Below are 17459 nucleotides of genomic sequence, written 5' to 3'. Positions count from 1 at the left end.
CGTGGTCGGTTTTGAACAGCGACTTGGCGCCGTCCTTGCAGAGCGTCGACAGCAGGGCTTGTATCGTCAGCGCCTGACGCTGGAGTCTGCCCAGGGGCCGGTCGTGCGCGTCGACGGCAAGGAATACCTCAATTTTTGCAGCAACGACTATCTGGGCCTGGCTGCGCACCCCAAGGTTATAGAAAGTTTTCAGCGCGCTGCGAGCGCTTACGGAGTAGGCAGTGGCGCCTCCCATCTGGTATGTGGCCACAGCCATCCTCACCGGGCGTTGGAAGAGGCCCTGGCGGAGCTGACTGGCCGTGGGCGGGCGCTGCTGTTTTCCTCCGGGTTTGCTGCCAATACAGGCACACTGACAACGTTACTGCAGCCCGGTGACCATGTCTTCCAGGACCGTCTAAATCACGCCTCGTTACTGGACGGGGGGCTGCACAGCGGTGCTCGCTTCCGGCGCTTTGCCCACAACGATGTTGCCGACCTGCAGCGCCGTCTTGCTGCTGCCCAGGGTCTCAAGCTGGTAGTCGTGGACGGCGTGTTCAGTATGGACGGCGATTCAGCGCCTCTCGCCCGGCTAGCAGCACTTTGCCGTCGCGAACAGGCCTGGCTGATGGTGGATGATGCCCACGGCTTTGGTGTAATGGGCGATAACGGTGCCGGTAGCGTACAGGCGGCGGGCCTGGGCAGCGGTGATGTGCCGGTACTGATGGCAACACTCGGCAAGGCGCTGGGCAGTGCCGGCGCGTTCGTCGCCGGCGACGAACTGTTGATTGAAGGACTGATCCAGCAGGCGCGTAACTACATTTACACGACAGCAATACCCCCGGCAGTTGCAGCGGCAGCGCTGACGGCCCTGCATTTGCTGCGGGAGGAGTCATGGCGGCGGGAACACCTGCATCAGCTGATCGCACGCTTCCGCCGTGGTGCTGCCGAGCTCGGTCTGGCGCTGATGCATTCAAACAGCGCTATCCAGCCACTGCTATGTGGTGAAGCGGCCAGGGCGGTTGAGCTGAGCCGCCAGTTACGCGAACGTGGTCTGCTTATCGGTGCTATCCGTCCGCCGACAGTGCCGGCGGGGACCTCGCGTCTACGTATTACTCTCAGTGCCGGGCACAGTGAACAGCAGGTCGACCGCCTGCTGGAGGAGCTGGGGCGCTGTCAATGCAGTTAAGCCTGCAGCCCGAATATCTTCCGGCGACAGAAAACCCTCTGCAGGATGTGGTGCTGCTGCACGGCTGGGGCTGTAGCCGGGAAATCTGGCGACCGCTGGTGGCCTTGCTGCGCCCCTGGGCCAATATCACCCTGTTTGATATACCCGGTCTGGCCCCCGGGGTGCCAGGGCCCGACTCAGGAGTTGATGGCCTGCTCGAGTCAATTCTGCAGGTTGCTCCCGAACGTGCGCTTTACCTGGGCTGGTCGTTGGGTGGTCAGCTTGCCATCGCCCTGGCGCAGCGGTCGTCCCGGCGCGTTGCGGCGGTGGTGACGGTGTGTAGCAACCCGTGTTTCGTCGCGGCAGAGGGCTGGCCGGGCATGGAAGCGCAGCTTCTCGAGCAGTTTAGGGCGTCTGCCGGCGTCGACCCCGGTAAAGCACTGCGCCGATTCGACAGCCTGCAGGTTGCGGGCGCTTCCCAGCCGCGAGGCCTGCTGCGTAACCTGCAGAATCAACGCGCCGCAGATGTCGGCGGTGGGCTGACCGTGGGACTGGACTGGTTGGCCCAACTCGATTTGCGCGAACACTGCAGCTCCCTGTTACAACCCCAGTTGCACCTGCTGGGAAGCGAGGACGCGCTGGTGCCGGCCACCCTGGTTGAAGCCCTGCCCGATCTGCTGGCTGAGTGCCCTGTTGCAGAAGTGACCGTACTGGAAGGCAGCTCTCATCTGGCGCCGTTGGAGGCTGCTGCCCCGATCGCTGCTCGTATCCTTGCCTTTATCGGCGAGCAGGGCCTCCGGCCCGGTGAGCATGTTTGCACAGAACAGTCTCTGGCCAAGAAAGATGTGGCCCTGTCTTTCAGTCGTGCGGCGCAGGATTACGATTCCGTCGCACAGCTGCAGCGCGATGTAGGCGCCGCATTGCTGGCGACGTTGGACGCTGTGCCGCAGACGCCCGGGACTGTCCTCGATCTGGGTAGCGGCACCGGGTATTTTTTTCCTGAGCTGCAGGCGCGATACCCTGGTGCCACCTATCTGGGCCTGGATCTGGCCGAGGGCATGACCCGGTTCTCTCGCGGTGCTTACCCGGATGCGCACCACTGGCTGGTTGGAGATGCCGAGGCATTGCCCCTGGCAGCGTCCTCTGTAGACCTGGTTTTCAGCAGCCTGGCCGTGCAATGGTGCCAGCGCCCCGAGTTGTTGTTTGCCGAGCTGGCGCGTGTGCTGCGCCCCGGCGGGCGCTGCGTGTTCACTTCACTGGGGCCCGATACGCTGCGGGAGCTGCGGGCCTCGTGGGGCGCAGTGGACCAACACCAGCACGTGAACACTTTTCTGCATGCGGACGTGTTGCGATCTGCAGCCTCGTCCTGCCCGGACGTCTCCTTCATGCTGACTTCCCGATCCTACTGCATGCAGTATCGCCGCGTGCGTGAGTTACTGTCTGAACTGAAGACACTGGGCGCACATAATGTAAATCGTGATCGTCCGTCCGGGTTAACCGGCAGGCGGGCGTTACAGGGAATGATGCAGGCCTATGAAGCGTGGCGCGAGGATGGCCTGTTGCCTGCCAGCTACGAAGTCTATTTTGGCATTCTGGAGAAAACATGAGCAGGACCTTTTTTGTAACCGGCACGGATACGGAGGTGGGCAAAACAGCAGTCAGTTGTGCGCTGCTGCGCGCCGCGGCGGCACAAGGCTTCAAAACGGCTGCGGTAAAGCCTGTCGCCGCAGGGTGTGATCCCAGCGGCCACAATGAAGACGCCCTGCAGCTTATGGCGGCAATGACGGCTGAGCTGGACTACGCCCAGGTCAACCCTGTTGCCCTGGAACCCGCTATCGCACCTCATATAGCTGCTGCCCGGGCGGGGAAAACTGTGCAGGCGTCTCGCCTCGCCGGCTTGTGCCGGGGTGTGATGCTATCGGGTGCTGACTTCATTCTCATAGAAGGAGCAGGCGGGTGGCGGGTGCCCATCTCCCCGCGCGAAACACTGGCTGACCTGGCGGCGCAGCTGCAGGTTGAAGTGATCCTGGTTGTCGGCATGCGACTCGGCTGTATCAACCACGCACTACTCACTGCCGAAGCGATACGCCGTGATGGGCTCAAACTGGCGGGGTGGATCGCCAACCAGCCCGCCGGGGAGATGAACTGTTACCGGGAAAACCTGGAAACGCTGCAGCGAATGTTGCCTGCACCGTGTCTGGGCGAAGTTCCCCATCTCGTTCCCTGGAGTGCAGACATCGCCGCAGGTAGTATTGATTTACAACAGCTATAGGAATAGTAAGCGCTTACTTTATTAGCGATAGCCGGGCGTCCAGCCCGTCACTTATAACCAGATTTCCACGGCCTGGTCGGCGCTAAGCCGAAAAGGTATTTGACTTTCGGGGCGATTTCGGCCTAATGTGAGCACTGCACACATGGTCTCCAGCAGATGGCATTCACCGTCAATGAGGCCAACTATCCAAAGAGGTAAGAGTCATGCCAGAGTACAAGGCGCCCCTGCGCGATATAAGTTTCGTAATGAATGAAGTTCTGGAAGCAGAGAAACTGTTCCAGACGCTACCCGGCTATGAAGAAGCCACCACAGATTTAATGAATGCAATTGTCGAAGAGGGCGCCAAGTTCAGCGAAGGTGTTCTCTCTCCCATCAACCAGTCGGGCGACGAAGAAGGTTGTACATGGAGCGAAGGTGGCGTGACCACACCCACGGGCTTTAAAGAAGCCTACCAGCAGTACGTTGAAAATGGCTGGCCGGCCCTGAGCGCCGACGTTGAACACGGTGGGCAGGGCATGCCCAGCGCGCTGGGCATTGTCATCAACGAGATGGCTGGCTCCGCCAACTGGGCCTGGCTGATGTACCCGGGACTTTCCCACGGTGCGGTCAAGACTATTGAAGAGCACGGTACTCCCGAGCAAAAAGAGACCTACCTTACCCGTCTGGTTTCCGGCGAGTGGACAGGCACGATGTGCCTGACCGAGTCCCACTGCGGCTCGGACCTGGGCTTGCTGCGTACGAAGGCGGAACCGCAAGCCGACGGTTCCTACGCTATCACCGGGCAGAAAATATTCATTTCTGCCGGTGAGCACGACATGACGGACAACATCGTTCACATCGTGCTGGCTCGTCTCCCTGATGCGCCTGAAGGTACCAAGGGAATCTCCCTGTTTATTGTCCCCAAGGTAAACGTTAACGAAGACGGCAGCCTTGGTGAACGCAACGGTGTCCACTGTGCTTCTATCGAGCACAAGATGGGTATCCATGGCAACGCCACTGCGGTACTCAACTTTGATGGCGCCAGGGGCTACCTGATTGGTCCTGAAAATCGTGGTCTGAACTGTATGTTCACGTTTATGAACACGGCTAGAGTCGGCACCGCGGCACAGGGTCTGGCGCACATGGAGTTGTCCTTCCAGGGTGCGCTGGCTTATGCCAAGGAGCGCCTCGCGATGCGTAGTCTCACCGGGCCGAAAAACCCCGACGGACCTGCCGACCCGATTATTGTCCACCCCGATGTACGCCGCATGCTGCTGACCCAGAAGGCATTTGCTGAAGGCAGTCGCGCCATGCTGTATTTTCTCGCCATGCAGGGCGACGTTGTCGACAAGGGCAGCGAGGAAGAAGCCAAGGCGGCCGATGACCTGATGTCGCTGCTGACGCCTATCGCCAAAGCCTTCATGACTGAAGTGGGCTTTGAGGCCGCCAACCATGGCGTTCAGGTCTACGGTGGTCACGGTTTCATCAAGGAATGGGGCATGGAGCAGATCGTTCGCGACTGCCGCATTGCCATGCTGTATGAGGGCACGACCGGTATTCAGGCCATGGACCTGATCGGGCGCAAGGTGATCGGCTCTGGTGGCAAGCTCCTCGTGCAGTTCACCGCCATGATTGATGAGCTTTGCGAAGCCAATACCAACGAAGAAGACAAGGTGTTCCTGGATGTGCTGAAGGCCAAGAAAGATGAGTGGCTGGGCGTATCAATGCAGATAGGCGAAGCCGCCATGGAGAACCCGGATGAAGCCGGCGCTGCCGCAGTGGATTACCTCATGTACTCCGGGTACATCACCGTTGCATATTTCTGGGCCAGAATGGCGATTGTTGCCAGGCAGAAGATTGCAGAAGCCAACGGTGACACGTCTTTCTATGAGGCCAAGCTGATGACAGCGAAGTTCTACTTTGAACGCTTGTTACCGCGCACCGAGTCGCTGAAGACAACTATGGTAGCCGGGGCCGACAGCCTTATGCAGATGCCCGAGGAACTGTTCGCCATCTGATTCAGTTGCTGCAGGGATTGTCGCTTCCTTAAGGGGGTGACAATCCCCACTTACGGGGGGAGAATGCGCTAGTGTTCTTCCCCTTTTTTTGTTTTCTTGCACAGCATTACAGACATTGCCTGCCGCACCCGCTTAACGCTCCGAGCAGGCCAATGAGGCAGGTATTATCATGACCGAACCACAATCAGAGCAGGACCGCAGCTATCAGAACAACCTGCGCCCGGAGGACCAGAAGAAGGTCGATGAGTTTCTTTCGCGCGGCGTCAACTCTGTGGAGCGCAAGCCGTTCCGGCCCATTCGTCTGCTCCTGTTATTGATGGCGGTAGTGATCGGCTTCAGTCTGTTCAGCCAGTATATTCCCCGGTGGGCTGGCATATACTAAAGCGCCATCCCCGTTGGTAAGCTGCGTCACTTTTGATATAGTTTGCCCCCTCAATTTTAACGGTGTGTAGCGCAGCCTGGTAGCGCACTTCCTTCGGGAGGAAGGGGTCGGAGGTTCAAATCCTCTCACACCGACCAAATCACGGTGGGTCTGTGCCGGTCGCATAGGTAACAGATCATAGCGGAGGTATAGTTTACAGTTCCGGCAGAAAAGGATCAGTGGCCGGCTCTACCCGCCCCGCATCCTCATCAAAGCATCCTGGATCAACGTTCATATAAGGCTGACAAGCGAGACCCCGTCAGCGACCTCCCCGGCGCCTGCACTCCGGGCCGCAACGACCGGATCGGCCTTTCTGTGCCTCTACAATTCAGGAAAGCTCATATTCACCCGTGCTGGAACCCCCAGCCTGATCGGGAGACCCTTACACCAGCGCAGGTAATGGCATGGTAAATTGCGTCTCCGTAACGTTTTTAGGCTTGTGTACAATCTTTCGACTATGCTTCTATGCGTAATCAACCCGTAAACAAGAGGTTTTTCATGGATATAGTAGAAATGGGAGCACAGATGCTCTCCGAAAAGTTGGGTGTGCAAGTGGACACAGAGACCGTTAAGAGCGCTTTATCCAACCTGCTGGGCGATGGTCAGGGCAACATCGATCTTGCCGCTTTAACAGGGAAGCTGGCTGCCAGTGGGGGGCTTGCCAGTGTGGTGGGGTCCTGGCTGGGCGATGGTGGTAATTCACCGATTTCCGCGAGCAGTCTCGAAAGCCTGCTGGGAGAAAATGCAGTCGCTGATTTTGCGTCAAGTCTGGGTACTGATACCGCTACCGCCGCTGGTGGACTGGCTGATGTTTTGCCGCAGATGGTTGATAAGGCGAGCAGCGGGGGCAGCCTGCTCGACGCCGCCGGGGGGCTGGACGGGCTGATGGGGGCGGCAAAGTCATTTCTGCGTTGATTTGAGACTTACAGGGCTATCCGCTCAAGCCTTTAGCGGGTAGCTCTGTTCAGTTGTATTGCGACTCCAGCGGTTCGCTGGTCCACAGCGGAAGACCCTCTGCATCGACCGGCTTGGAGATATAATATCCTTGGGCAACGTCGCAACCCATAGCCCTCAATGTGTCATAAGTCTGTTCATCTTCTATGCCCTCGGCAACCACTTGCAGGTCAAACTTGTGTGAGAGATCAATGATTGCCTCAACCAGGCGCTGATCTTCGACACTCTGGGTCATGTTGGTGATGAAGCTGCGGTCGATCTTGACTTCATCGACAGGAAGACGTTTGAAGTAGGCCAATGACGAATACCCGGTGCCGAAGTCGTCGATGGAAATGGTGATGCCTTTTTGTCTCAGGTCACTAAGCAGGCTGAAGGCACCCTCAAAGTTTTCCATAAGGAGGCTTTCTGTAATTTCCAGGGTCAGCCTGCTGTAATCATCGTTCCACATGGATATTGCCGAGTCGATGACAAAGGGGAAGCAGGGGTCGAAGAGCATCGTGGCTGACACGTTTACAGACACACCTGGAGACTCACAGCCTTTAAAATTGCTGGTTTCACGCAGTGCGGTCTGAATAACCCACTCGGTCATCTCGCCTATCAGGCCCGCCGATTCTGCGATGGCGACGAACAATTCCGGGGGTATTTGCCCTCTGTGCGGATGGTTCCATCTCACCAGCGCCTCGAACCCGGCGCTGCTGCCATTGGTGAAGCTGACTTTTGGCTGATACTGTACAGACAACTCTTTTGCTGCCAGCGCCGCTCTCAGGTCCGCTTCCAGTAGGTAGGTGTCTGTTTGCGCCTCCTGTTGCATATCCGTATACAGCAGGAGTGGGCGCATGATCGGACGGGTTGAGCGCAGCGCGCACTCGGCGTTCAATAGCAGCACATCGGCAGATTCAGAATCGGATGGATACAAGGAGGCGGCTACAGATGTATGTAAATGAATATCATCTTCGCCGTCCTCGGTGCCAATGGGTTCAGCCAGGATTTCCTGTATGCGTTCCAGGCCTATTCGCACGAGGTGCGGAAATCGCAGGTCCTCGAATACCAGTCCGACGATAGCGCTGCTTAGCCTGCAAACACCGCTTCCGCGTTTCAGGGACTGCCGCAGTGCGTCCTGTACGCTCTTGATAGTCCGGTCAACACGGTCGTAACCATGGACTTGATTGAGCTTGTGAATGTCGTGCATCTTTACCACCACCACAGCGACGGAGCGCTCCGGAGGGCAAGCTGCAATTGCCAGTGCGATCGTTTTTCTGAACCGGGTGCGCTGGGTGTCCAGCTGCAGGTCTGCCTCTTCGGACGGACTCATGGTCAGAAGGTGAGATCTTCAGGGTGGAGATTGTAAGCGCTGGGGTCAACTCCCTTCAGAATTTCCAGCGGTCTTCCTGCCTGGTCTTCAGTCTCCTCCAGCAGATTTACGTAGCTGGGTTCGACCAGCTGCCTCTTGTCGCTGTTCAGTAGAATAAGGATACGCGGCCGCAGGCGTCGCCTCCTGTGTTCGGTGACCACCACGCCCACCCGGCCATCGGTGAGCTCTACTACTGAACCCACCGGATATATGCCGACGGTCTGGATGAACTCTTCCACCAACTCCGCCTCAAAGTCCAGGTCGCGCATGGTATAAAGCTTGGAAATGGCGTCCGCTGGAGACACGCCACTTGCATAGCTGCGGTCACTGATCATGGCGTCGTAGCAGTCGACCAGTCCGGCAACCCTGGCCAATGGGGGAATGTTCTTTCCACTCAAGCCGGCGGGGTATCCTCTACCGTCATAGCGCTCATGGTGATTGGCAACAATGGCCTTTACTTCCGGCGAGACTCCGGTTGTATCCTCCAGAATTTTCATGCCCAGCGAGACATGGTCCTTTACGAGTTGCCACTCCTGTTCCGTCAAGGGTGCACTTTTGTTGAGGATTGTAGAGGGAATCTCCAGTTTGCCGATATCGCAAAGCAGGGCGCCGGTAGCCAGCGTTTTGAGGTCGTGAACGGGTAGGCCGATCTGCCGTCCCAGGGCTGCAGCCAGCACCGATGAAGACAAGGCGTGCGAGTAACTGTAGCTGTCCTTCTTGCTGATGGCTGATAGCAGCATGCAGGCGTCCGGATTTCTTACAATGCTGCCAACCACGCGTGTTACGGTTTTGCTGACCGCGACCATATCCAGGTTGCCGCTGGTCTCTACACTTTTATAGATGTTGCCGATTACGTTTTCGTAGTCCTTGAAGACTTTTTCAGCGGAGCCGACTTCACCCTCAAAGGTGAATACATCCTCGTAGGTAACAAGTGTGCGATCGGGAAACATCTTGGCGATCACTTTGGTTCGCTTGCGACCACCATGCGAGTTCTGTAGAGCATAGTCTTCAACGTGTTTGGATAAACCAACGTCAACGTGCACGTAACTGCACAAGTCTCTCAGGGTGGCCAGTTCGTCGATAGAGTCTATGGTGAAGCCTTGTAGCAGGAAGGGAGAGTCCGTCCAGGGGCGATCAAGGTCAGAGACAAACATCCCCAACTTCAGGTCATCGACATGTGTCTTGTAAAATCTGGACATGTGTTAAGCCTTCCTGGCAGCTATTAGCGGATCTGGGAAAACCCGGCTCGGTGAGCGCAATGTGTGAAAGCGGTCCTGACATCCCTGTGAGGCAGGGCGAGGTTGATCACGACTGCGATCAACCAGCGTCACATCACTGCCCCTTTGACCGTTTTCTAGTTAATAGCCTGGAACTGCACAAGCTGCACCAGGCCACTCTCGATCAACGCGCTGAGTTCGGATTTTTCAATCTTGCGCACAAGAATCCCGTTCTTGTTACCCAGCATGAAAGATTCATTCGCTGTATCGTACATGGCGAGTCTGGCGAGTGTGGGTGTGTCCTGGTCGTGAAAGGCCAGCCAGGAGCCCATGGGCACTGGTGATATCGAAGCCGCATCTGTCAGTCGATCACTGCCAGAGGAAGCATCGGTTCCGGGTGTGCTGGCTTCAAATTGCTTGGTGGTTGTTTCTTCTACTGCAGCTTGGGCTTGAGAGTCCATGTCGGTTCCTCTTTCGGTTGTTTCGGGCAGACTGTTCTGCTCAGTTGAAGTACTCGTGTCTTCTGTAGATTCGTTGGCTGAATATGCCAGGGATAGTGAGAGCGAGTCGAAAGGATCCTGTTGAGCTTCCTTGACTAAGTCGGTAACGATTGCCGGGGCCTGGGCGATGGTTTCATCCGTACGCTCCGGAGCCGGTTCCGGCTCTGGCTCCGACAGTACGGCTTCCTCCAGAAGACTTTTCTCCGATGGAATCACCTCCAGGTCAACGGCGTCTGCCCCGGGCAGCACAAATTCCTCGTCGGCCGCTTCGGGTGCCACTTCCTGGACTGTATCCTCGGTGATCTGCATGGAAATACGCCGCTGGGCATAATTGGCTGCGCTGACGCACATGGAATAGGCTTCACCTTCCTCGCGCAGAGAGTTCAGCCAGATGCTGAACCCGTTCAATGCATCGTGGACGGCGTCCGGTGTATTTCGGTTGAGACTGGTTTCAATCGCAGTGCATAGTATGCGCGTGAACCACGTCATGCGGCTCCAGGCATCAGAGTCCTCGCCAAACTGCTGAATAACGGTCTGTGCGATCAGCCGCCAGGGGCCGTTCACGAGACTCTGGTAGCTTTCCGGCAGGTCATACTCAGAGACAATAAGCTTCATGTGATCAGCTGCGTCGTTTTCGTTTGCTGCGGTCGTTGGCGTTTGTTTCTTCGGTTCCATGGGCTTCACCGGCTATTGTCATAGAGGCAGCGTGCCTCTGTTTCGTCAGGCGAGTATTGACAGCGACCGGCTGCAGATCAACGAAAAACCCTATAAAAGTAGAATAAGTCCCGGGCGAAGAGCGCTGTTAAAGGGTTTTTGTGACGACGTTCACGTTTTTCAATGCAGTGTGATGGCCGGCTAGAAGTGCACCGACGCAGGCAGGATGAAGGAAGGGATTCAGTCGTGCAGGTGTGGTGGTGATGCCGTCGCTTATCAGGAGTCGGGATCCGGGGCGCGCTGGTTGCCGAGATGGTTTGACAGCTGGCGGAGAAATTCCATGAAGTGCCAGGGAGCGAGCATGGCCTCCAGTTCAGCAGCGGATACAGGTGCGCTGAATAAGTAGCCTTGCATCAAATGCACGCCCTGACGATTGAGAAACTGATATTGCTCTATGGTTTCCACGCCTTCCGCGAGCAACCCCAGCTTCATATTCCGGGCGATATCAATAATCGCTGCAACCAGATTCGCATCCTTTTCATTCTCCAGGGACTTAACCAGGTAGCTACGGTCGACCTTGATTGCGTCCAGTGGGAAATTGTTGAGATAACCCAGCGGGGAGTAGCCCGTGCCGAAATTGTCGATACACAAAGTGACGCCGACTTCCTTGAGACCGTTGAGTATGCGTATGCTCTCACCCAGGTCTTTCATTGCCACGCCTTCCTGGAACTCCAACTGAAGTTGTGATGCAGCAACGCCGGTTTCCCGCAGGCACTGGCTCACCGTGTTAACCAGCCCCATTTTGAACTGCAGGGCCGAGATATTCACAGTCACTATAGGCAGTTTCAGCTTTTTACCATGAAACTCCTTGAGCTGTTTGCAGGCCTGGCTGATGGTCCATTTTCCGAGCTCATCAATGATGTTCATTTCTTCAGCTACAGGTATAAAACGCATGGGCGGTACCAGGCCCAGCTCGGGATGATTCCAGCGCAGCAAGGCTTCTGCTCCCACTACGGTGGCGGTACGAGTCTCTACTTGTGGTTGGTAGTAAAGTTCCAGCTCTCCCCGGTCCAGAGCACCACGCAGGTCTGCCTCCATGCGTATACGTGCCTGCGCGGGTTCGGTCATATGTTCCTGGTAATAGGCGAAGTGATTCTTGCCCTGGCCCTTGGCGTGATACAGGGCAATGTCCGAGGCCTTCAACAGACCCTGTGCATCCGACGCGTCCCCGGGAGCGAGGGCGATGCCGATGCTGGGGGTCACAAACAGTTCCTGCCCTTCGATCAGGAAAGGCTGGCCTACAGCTTCAACGATGCGTCTGGCGACAATGCCGGCCGACTCTACCTTCTCTAACTGCGGCAACACAACGGTAAACTCGTCTCCGCCGATACGCGAGACATTGGCGGATGGGCTGCTATCTACATTGTGCGCTACCAGGTCACTGTCGCGCAGACAGCTGAGGATGCGCTGGGCTACTTCTTGTAGCAGTTCATCCCCCGCGCTGTGGCCCACGCTGTCATTAATGCGCTTGAAGTCATCCAGGTCGATAAACAGAATTGCAAGTTGCTCGCCGTGGCGTTCGGCCATGCGCAACAGCTGTTCCAGTTGCTCCTTGAATAGCCGCCTGTTCGGCAGAGAGGTCAGGCTGTCGTGGTAGGCCATGTGGTACAGGTGTTCTTTCGATACCTCGACATCTCGCAGTGAGTCGGCCAGCTTTTTTTCCCGGCGTGAAAGCTCATCAGAAAAGTCCGCCTCGCGCTGCTCTGCCTGTTGCTGTACTTCGGTCAGTTGATCGCGATATTCGCTGAGTCGGGTGCTGATTCTGGACAGTAGTGCTTGCAGGTATTGGGGTTCGCCGCCGGGCGTATCTGCTGCCTCCGGTTGCCCCAGCTCGGTTTCAAGCTTTCGTGCTTCTTCCAGTAGCTCGCTGGTGATCATTCGCGCGCTTCTGCGGTGCATCGTTATCAGGGCGGCAGAAATTGCCACCAGGACCAGTATTCCCAGTACGACAATCGTCATCGCTGATACTGTTAATGTCATTAACTGTCCATATCAATGAGGGGCCCCTGATTATCCGACAGGGCCCGATAGATTTGGTATCGCCATTTTTTTAACAATTATTGCATGGAATGCCGATCAAGCGGCGTGAAATCATTCACGAATTGGTGAGATTAGCCGATTTGGGTCAAGAATGGCATGAATGCGCATAACGGGTTGTTCACTGCCAAGCACCTATACAGCGAGCAAGGCGTGTCCATTATTGACGCCAACTTTTGCGGGTTGTCCCGCCTCTTCCCGAACCAGGCGTGGCACGAGGTAGCCAGGGAGCTCAGCGGCGACCTGGTCGGCGAGCACAACCGCGCGCTGGGCTGAGACGTCAAAATGGGCTGCACCCTGTACCTTGTCCAACAGGTGCAAGTAGTAAGGCAGCACTCCAAGGGCAAAGAGACGCTCGCTCAATTCAACCAGGGCCTGCTTGCTATCATTGACCCCCTTGAGCAACACCGCCTGATTAAGCAGGGTGATACCCGCGCTGCGCAGTGCCTGCATGGCCGCGGCGACCTTATCGTCCAGCTCATTGGCATGGTTAGTGTGAATTACCACAGTGCTCTGTAGCCTGGAGCCCGCCAATGCCTCCAGCAGCGCAGGGGTCACTCGCTCGGGTATGACGACCGGCAGGCGGGTATGGACGCGTATCCGTTGAACATGGGGAATGGTGGCGATTCGCTCAACCAGGTCCGCGAGCTGTTCGTCTGCGACCAGCAGTGGGTCTCCACCGCTGAAGATAACCTCGCTGATGGAGGTATCGGTGGCGACGTGCTCCAGGGCCTGCAGCCACTCTCGGCGACTGTTCTGGTTGCTGTGGTAAGGGAAGTGGCGGCGAAAACAGTAACGGCAGTTAATGGCGCAGCCAGAGCTGAGCATCAACAGCAGCCTGCCGTGGTACTTCTGAATGATGCCGGGATGGCGGATGGCGTCTCCCGTCTCACCTACGGGGTCAGCGCTGTAGTCTGCAGTAACCAACAGTTCTTCTGCGCTGGCCAGGACCTGGCGTAGCAGTGGGTCCTCTGGGTCTCCAACCCGCATTCTTCCGACAAACGCACGGGGCACTTTCAGCGCAAAGTCCTGGACAGCGAGGCTGGAATAGCCGACCTGTTCGGGGCGAAGATGCAGTAATCGCAGCAAATCCTCGCCGGACGTGATCACCTCGCGCAACTGTGCCCGCCAGTCAGCCGGGCTAATGTCTGTCTGTGGAATCACCGCTTGCACCCTGTCCGCTCAAAGGGGGCCAGTCTAACAGCACAGAGTGTGACCGGGTTACCCCAGTCGATCGCGTAGACTGTAAAAAAGCATACCGGCGACCAGGCCGGGGAAGCGTAATAATGTGCCTCCCGGGAAAGATCTTGAAGGCACCCCGGCCATCACGTCAAAGCGCTCGGCCGTTCCCGAAATGACCTCTGCCAGCAGTTTGCCAGCCAGGGTTGCTGTGGGGACGCCGTGGCCGGAGTAGCCGTGAGCGTAGAAAACCTGGGGCGACAGCCTGCCGAAGTCAGGCATGCGGTTGAGCGTGATCGCCAGGGTGCCACCCCAGCCATACTCGATGCGGGTATTTTGCAGCTCGGGGTAAATGCGCAGCATGTATTTGCGCACAAAGCTGCCTATGTCCCGGGGGAATTTGCGGGTGTAGGACTCGCCGCCGCCGAACAGCAGTCGGTTATCGGCTGAAAGCTTCCAGTAATCAATGACAAAGAGACTGTCTGACATGGATGAGTCGTCACGGATCAGGCTCCGGGCAAGCTCATCGTCAAGTGGCTCAGTGGCCAGCATATAGTTGTTGATGGGCATGATGCGTCCGGCGGTGCGCGGCTCCAGCTTCTCCAGGTAGCCGTTACAGCCCAGAACAAGGTAGTTCGCCGTCACCGTGCCGGTATCGGTGCTGACCGTGACTTTCTGGTCCTCTTTATACGAGAGCACCCGGCTGCCCTCGTGCAGAGTGGCACCCAGTTCGCTGGCCGCTCTGGCAAGTCCAAGCGCATAGTTGAGTGGGTGCAGGTGTCTAGCGCCGCTATCGAGAGTGGCGCCGTGGAAGCCCTGGCCCGAAGTCATATGGGCGAGCTCCGCCGGCTCTACATAACGGATATTGGTGTAGTTGTAGACCTTGTGCAGGTGCTCTACTTCTTCGATTAACCAGGGCTGTTCTTTGCTTTTTGAGGCGACGTGCAGGTTGCCGGTCTTGAGTTCGCAGTCGATCTGGTACTCGTCAATCAGTTCACAGACCGTGTCGACAGCTTCCAGGCCGAGCTTCCAGAGTTCTCTCGCATGATCCAGGCCAACGAGTTTTTCCAGGGTTTCCTGATCGGCGCGCTGACCCGTTCCCACGTGACCGCCGTTGCGGCCGGAGGCACCCCAGCCCACCTTGTTGGCTTCCAGCAGCACAACGCTGAAGCCCAGCTTGCGCAGGTGAATGGCGGTGGAAAGGCCGGTGTAGCCGCCACCGACAATACATACATCAGCGCTAACCTCTCCCTTCAGCGGCGGAAAGCTGAGCTGCAGATTGGCGGAAGCGGCATACCAGGACTCGACGTGAGGTAAGTTTTGCATCTGTAGAATATACCGGTTTGTGTGCCCCGTGGCTCATACCACCTTAGGGTTAGCGCTGGTCAAAGGTCTTGAACCGGCCAGGCTTCATCGGGATACTCGAAGCTTTGGTTTACCTGGAAACTCTATGAGTATCGAAACCCAAGTCATCAAGGACTGGCTAAAACAGCACCAGATCTCTGAAGTAGAGGTGCTGGTCCCGGATATGACGGGCAACGCCCGCGGCAAGTTTATCCCCGCGCACCAGTTTCTGGACCAGGGCGAGCCAAGGCTCCCCGAGAGCATCATGGTGCAGAGCGTAACCGGGGAGTATTGCGATGAGCACTGGGAGCTGGTTGAACCTACCGATGCCGACATGTTACTCAAGCCGGATCCGGCTACTATGCGAGTGGTGCCCTGGGCCAGAGAGCCTACCGCCCAGATTATTCACGACTGCTACACCATGGGGGGGGAATTACACCCCCTGTCTTCGCGCTCGGTGCTGCGCAAGGTGCTTGATCTGTACGCGGCGGAGGGCCTGCGTCCGGTGGTTGCTCCGGAAGTCGAGTTTTACCTGGTCAGCCGGAATACTGACCCGGACAACGTGCTGGTACCCCCCAAGGGGCGCTCTGGTCGTGCCGAGACCTCGCGCATGTCGTACAGCATGGATGCGGTCTCTGAGTTCGAGGACTTCGTGGAAGACATGTATGACTATGCCGAGGCACAGGAACTCTGCGTAGATACGCTCATCCATGAGAATGGCGCCGCGCAGATGGAAATTAACTTCCTTCACGGGGATGCCATGGAACTGGCTGACCAGGTATTCACATTCAAGCGCACCGTGCGTGAGACCGCTCACAAACACGGTGTCTATGCCACCTTTATGGCCAAGCCCATGCAGATCGAGCCGGGTAGTGCACTGCACATACACCAGAGTATCGTCAGTGTGGACAGCGGTGAAAATATATTTGTTGATGAGAAGGGGGAGCACACGGCCGCATTCCTCAGTTACATCGCAGGCCTGCAGCACTACACGCCCGAATTAATCGCGCTCTATGCGCCCAACGTAAACTCCTATCGACGTCTGGCGCCTGATATTTCAGCGCCGATCAATCTCAACTGGGGGCTGGACAACCGGACCACTGCGTTTCGGGTTCCCCAGAGTGCTGCAGCTGCAACCCGGGTGGAAAACCGCTTTCCGGGCGCAGACGCCAACCCTTATCTGGCGATGGCGGCCACACTCGCCTCCGGTTACCTGGGTATGAAACGTAAGTTGCAACCGACGGCGCCGCACCAGGGCACCGCAAACGAAGATGATGTGGAGGTGGCACGCACACTGGAGGAGGGCCTGCGTACTCTGGGTGATTCGCCTGAAGTTGTGGAGGTGTTCGGTGAGTTATTTCTCAAAGCTTACGCCGCGGTGAAACTCGACGAGTTCGAGGAATTCAACCGGGTGATTTCGTCCTGGGAGCGGGAGCACCTGCTGCTCCAGGTCTGAGTGGACCTGCTGCTATGACCAAGGATAGTGACGGTGTGGTTGGCAGCAGCCGGATCAGCCTGACGTTATTTACGGCGGTAAAGTACGTTGTTTATCTGCTGCTGAGCTTCAATGTCTACCTGTTCCTGCGGGAGGAGCTGTCTGCCCTGGAGCACACCTTTGTCGACGGCTTTGAACTCTCACAGGTGATTCAGGTTTTCTCCGCCACCATCGATACCGCGGCCTGGGTGCTGCTGCTACTGCTGTTCGAACTGGAGACATCTGTATTGGATGATCACCGGATTCGTGGGCCGGTAAAGTGGAGCCTGCACGGTATTCGCCTGCTCTGTTATGTCGCAGTTTTTTACGCCTTCACCGGTTACTATGCGGAGTTAGGGATGCTCTACGAAGCGGTCATGATAAGCGACTTCAGCGCCTGCGCCAGCCTCGGCCAGAATCTGTCACTGCTGGTTGACCTGGACGAATACGTGCCCCTGGATGCAGAAAATTGTGCTGGCATCGGTAACGACGTCTACCGGCTGGTTGGATTCGGCATTGTCGCCGAGCCATGGGTTATGGATGCTGCACGCCGGCTGGCGTGGGTGGATGTGGTCAATTCCGCTGCCTGGTTGTTGGTTGTGATCGTGCTCGAAGTTGAGGTGCGGCTGCAGCTGCGCGGCAGCCTCTCGGATACGGTAATGAGCGCTACCAGGTGGTTCAAACTGGCTGTTTACGGAACGCTGTTTCTAGCGGCCGGATACTGGGGTATAGCGGGCGACTTCCTGGATTTCTGGGACGCCTCGTTGTGGCTGTTCGCCTTTATCTTTATCGAACTGAATGTGTTTGAATGGCAGGCCGAAACCAGCCAGCCAGAGCCCGTCAGTACCTGAGGAC

The 17459-nt window shown here is 57.2% G+C and carries 14 protein-coding genes and 1 tRNA gene; 9 read left to right on the top strand and 6 right to left on the bottom strand.

Going from position 1 to position 17459, the window contains the following annotated elements; all coding sequences use genetic code 11:
- Position 1 precedes the first annotated feature (1 nt).
- The 7 genes from bioF (at position 2) to C0039_RS01235 (ending at position 6749) form a co-directional block, all read left to right on the top strand.
- On the top strand, positions 2–1165 hold the full coding sequence (gene bioF / locus C0039_RS01265) for an 8-amino-7-oxononanoate synthase (RefSeq protein WP_101517026.1): 1164 nt from the start codon (positions 2–4) through the stop codon (positions 1163–1165).
- Complete coding sequence (gene bioC, locus C0039_RS01260) at positions 1156–2751, top strand: malonyl-ACP O-methyltransferase BioC (protein WP_101517025.1); 1596 nt, start codon at positions 1156–1158, stop codon at positions 2749–2751. Before bioF ends, bioC begins: the two co-directional genes overlap by 10 nt.
- Positions 2748–3416 (top strand): dethiobiotin synthase, encoded by a 669-nt coding sequence (gene bioD / locus C0039_RS01255; RefSeq protein WP_101517024.1) that lies wholly within the window; start codon positions 2748–2750, stop codon positions 3414–3416. The genes bioC and bioD overlap by 4 nt, the downstream gene beginning before the upstream one ends.
- A gap of 203 nt (positions 3417–3619) precedes the next feature.
- Complete coding sequence (locus C0039_RS01250) at positions 3620–5413, top strand: acyl-CoA dehydrogenase C-terminal domain-containing protein (protein ID WP_075999644.1); 1794 nt, start codon at positions 3620–3622, stop codon at positions 5411–5413.
- Positions 5414–5582: 169 nt separating this feature from the next.
- Positions 5583–5795, top strand: coding sequence for a DUF3094 family protein (locus C0039_RS01245; protein ID WP_075999643.1), 213 nt, complete (start codon positions 5583–5585; stop codon positions 5793–5795).
- A gap of 60 nt (positions 5796–5855) precedes the next feature.
- Positions 5856–5932, top strand: a tRNA-Pro gene (locus C0039_RS01240).
- Positions 5933–6332: 400 nt separating this feature from the next.
- Complete coding sequence (locus tag C0039_RS01235; RefSeq protein ID WP_075999642.1) at positions 6333–6749, top strand: YidB family protein; 417 nt, start codon at positions 6333–6335, stop codon at positions 6747–6749.
- A gap of 49 nt (positions 6750–6798) precedes the next feature.
- Here C0039_RS01235 and C0039_RS01230 read toward each other — a convergent pair whose 3' ends face one another.
- The 6 genes from C0039_RS01230 to C0039_RS01205 all read right to left on the bottom strand — a co-directional run bounded on the left by C0039_RS01230 (position 6799) and on the right by C0039_RS01205 (position 15112).
- On the bottom strand, positions 6799–8100 hold the full coding sequence (locus C0039_RS01230) for a putative bifunctional diguanylate cyclase/phosphodiesterase (RefSeq protein ID WP_101517023.1): 1302 nt from the start codon (positions 8098–8100) through the stop codon (positions 6799–6801).
- Positions 8101–8102: 2 nt separating this feature from the next.
- Positions 8103–9338, bottom strand: a complete 1236-nt coding sequence (locus C0039_RS01225) for a cyclic di-GMP phosphodiesterase (RefSeq protein WP_075999640.1) — start codon at positions 9336–9338, stop codon at positions 8103–8105.
- A gap of 155 nt (positions 9339–9493) precedes the next feature.
- The gene (locus C0039_RS01220) at positions 9494–10531 is read right to left on the bottom strand and encodes a DUF1631 family protein (RefSeq protein WP_101517022.1); all 1038 of its coding nucleotides are present in this window, start codon (positions 10529–10531) and stop codon (positions 9494–9496) included.
- A 255-nt stretch (positions 10532–10786) separates the two neighbouring features.
- Positions 10787–12550 carry a putative bifunctional diguanylate cyclase/phosphodiesterase gene (locus tag C0039_RS01215; protein WP_101517021.1) on the bottom strand — a complete coding sequence of 588 codons (1764 nt, stop codon included), beginning with the start codon at positions 12548–12550 and terminating at the stop codon, positions 10787–10789.
- 192 nt (positions 12551–12742) lie between these two features.
- Positions 12743–13771, bottom strand: a complete 1029-nt coding sequence (epmB, locus tag C0039_RS01210; RefSeq protein WP_084179434.1) for an EF-P beta-lysylation protein EpmB — start codon at positions 13769–13771, stop codon at positions 12743–12745.
- 57 nt (positions 13772–13828) lie between these two features.
- Positions 13829–15112, bottom strand: a complete 1284-nt coding sequence (locus tag C0039_RS01205; protein WP_075999635.1) for an NAD(P)/FAD-dependent oxidoreductase — start codon at positions 15110–15112, stop codon at positions 13829–13831.
- A 124-nt stretch (positions 15113–15236) separates the two neighbouring features.
- Between C0039_RS01205 and C0039_RS01200 the strand changes: the two genes are divergently transcribed.
- Together C0039_RS01200 and C0039_RS01195 are read left to right on the top strand one after the other, a co-directional pair.
- A complete protein-coding gene (locus tag C0039_RS01200) occupies positions 15237–16586 on the top strand; it encodes a glutamine synthetase family protein (RefSeq protein ID WP_101517020.1) in 1350 nt (449 codons plus the stop codon).
- A gap of 14 nt (positions 16587–16600) precedes the next feature.
- Positions 16601–17455: a hypothetical protein gene (locus C0039_RS01195; RefSeq protein WP_075999634.1), complete on the top strand. Its 855-nt coding sequence runs from the start codon at positions 16601–16603 to the stop codon at positions 17453–17455.
- The last annotated feature ends 4 nt before the right edge of the window (positions 17456–17459 follow it).

The organism is Pseudohalioglobus lutimaris (assembly GCF_002866825.1).
Lineage (GTDB): Bacteria > Pseudomonadota > Gammaproteobacteria > Pseudomonadales > Halieaceae > Halioglobus > Halioglobus lutimaris.
The sequence above is the reverse complement of the archived record's forward strand: the minus strand, read 5'-3'. Positions and strand labels throughout refer to the sequence as shown.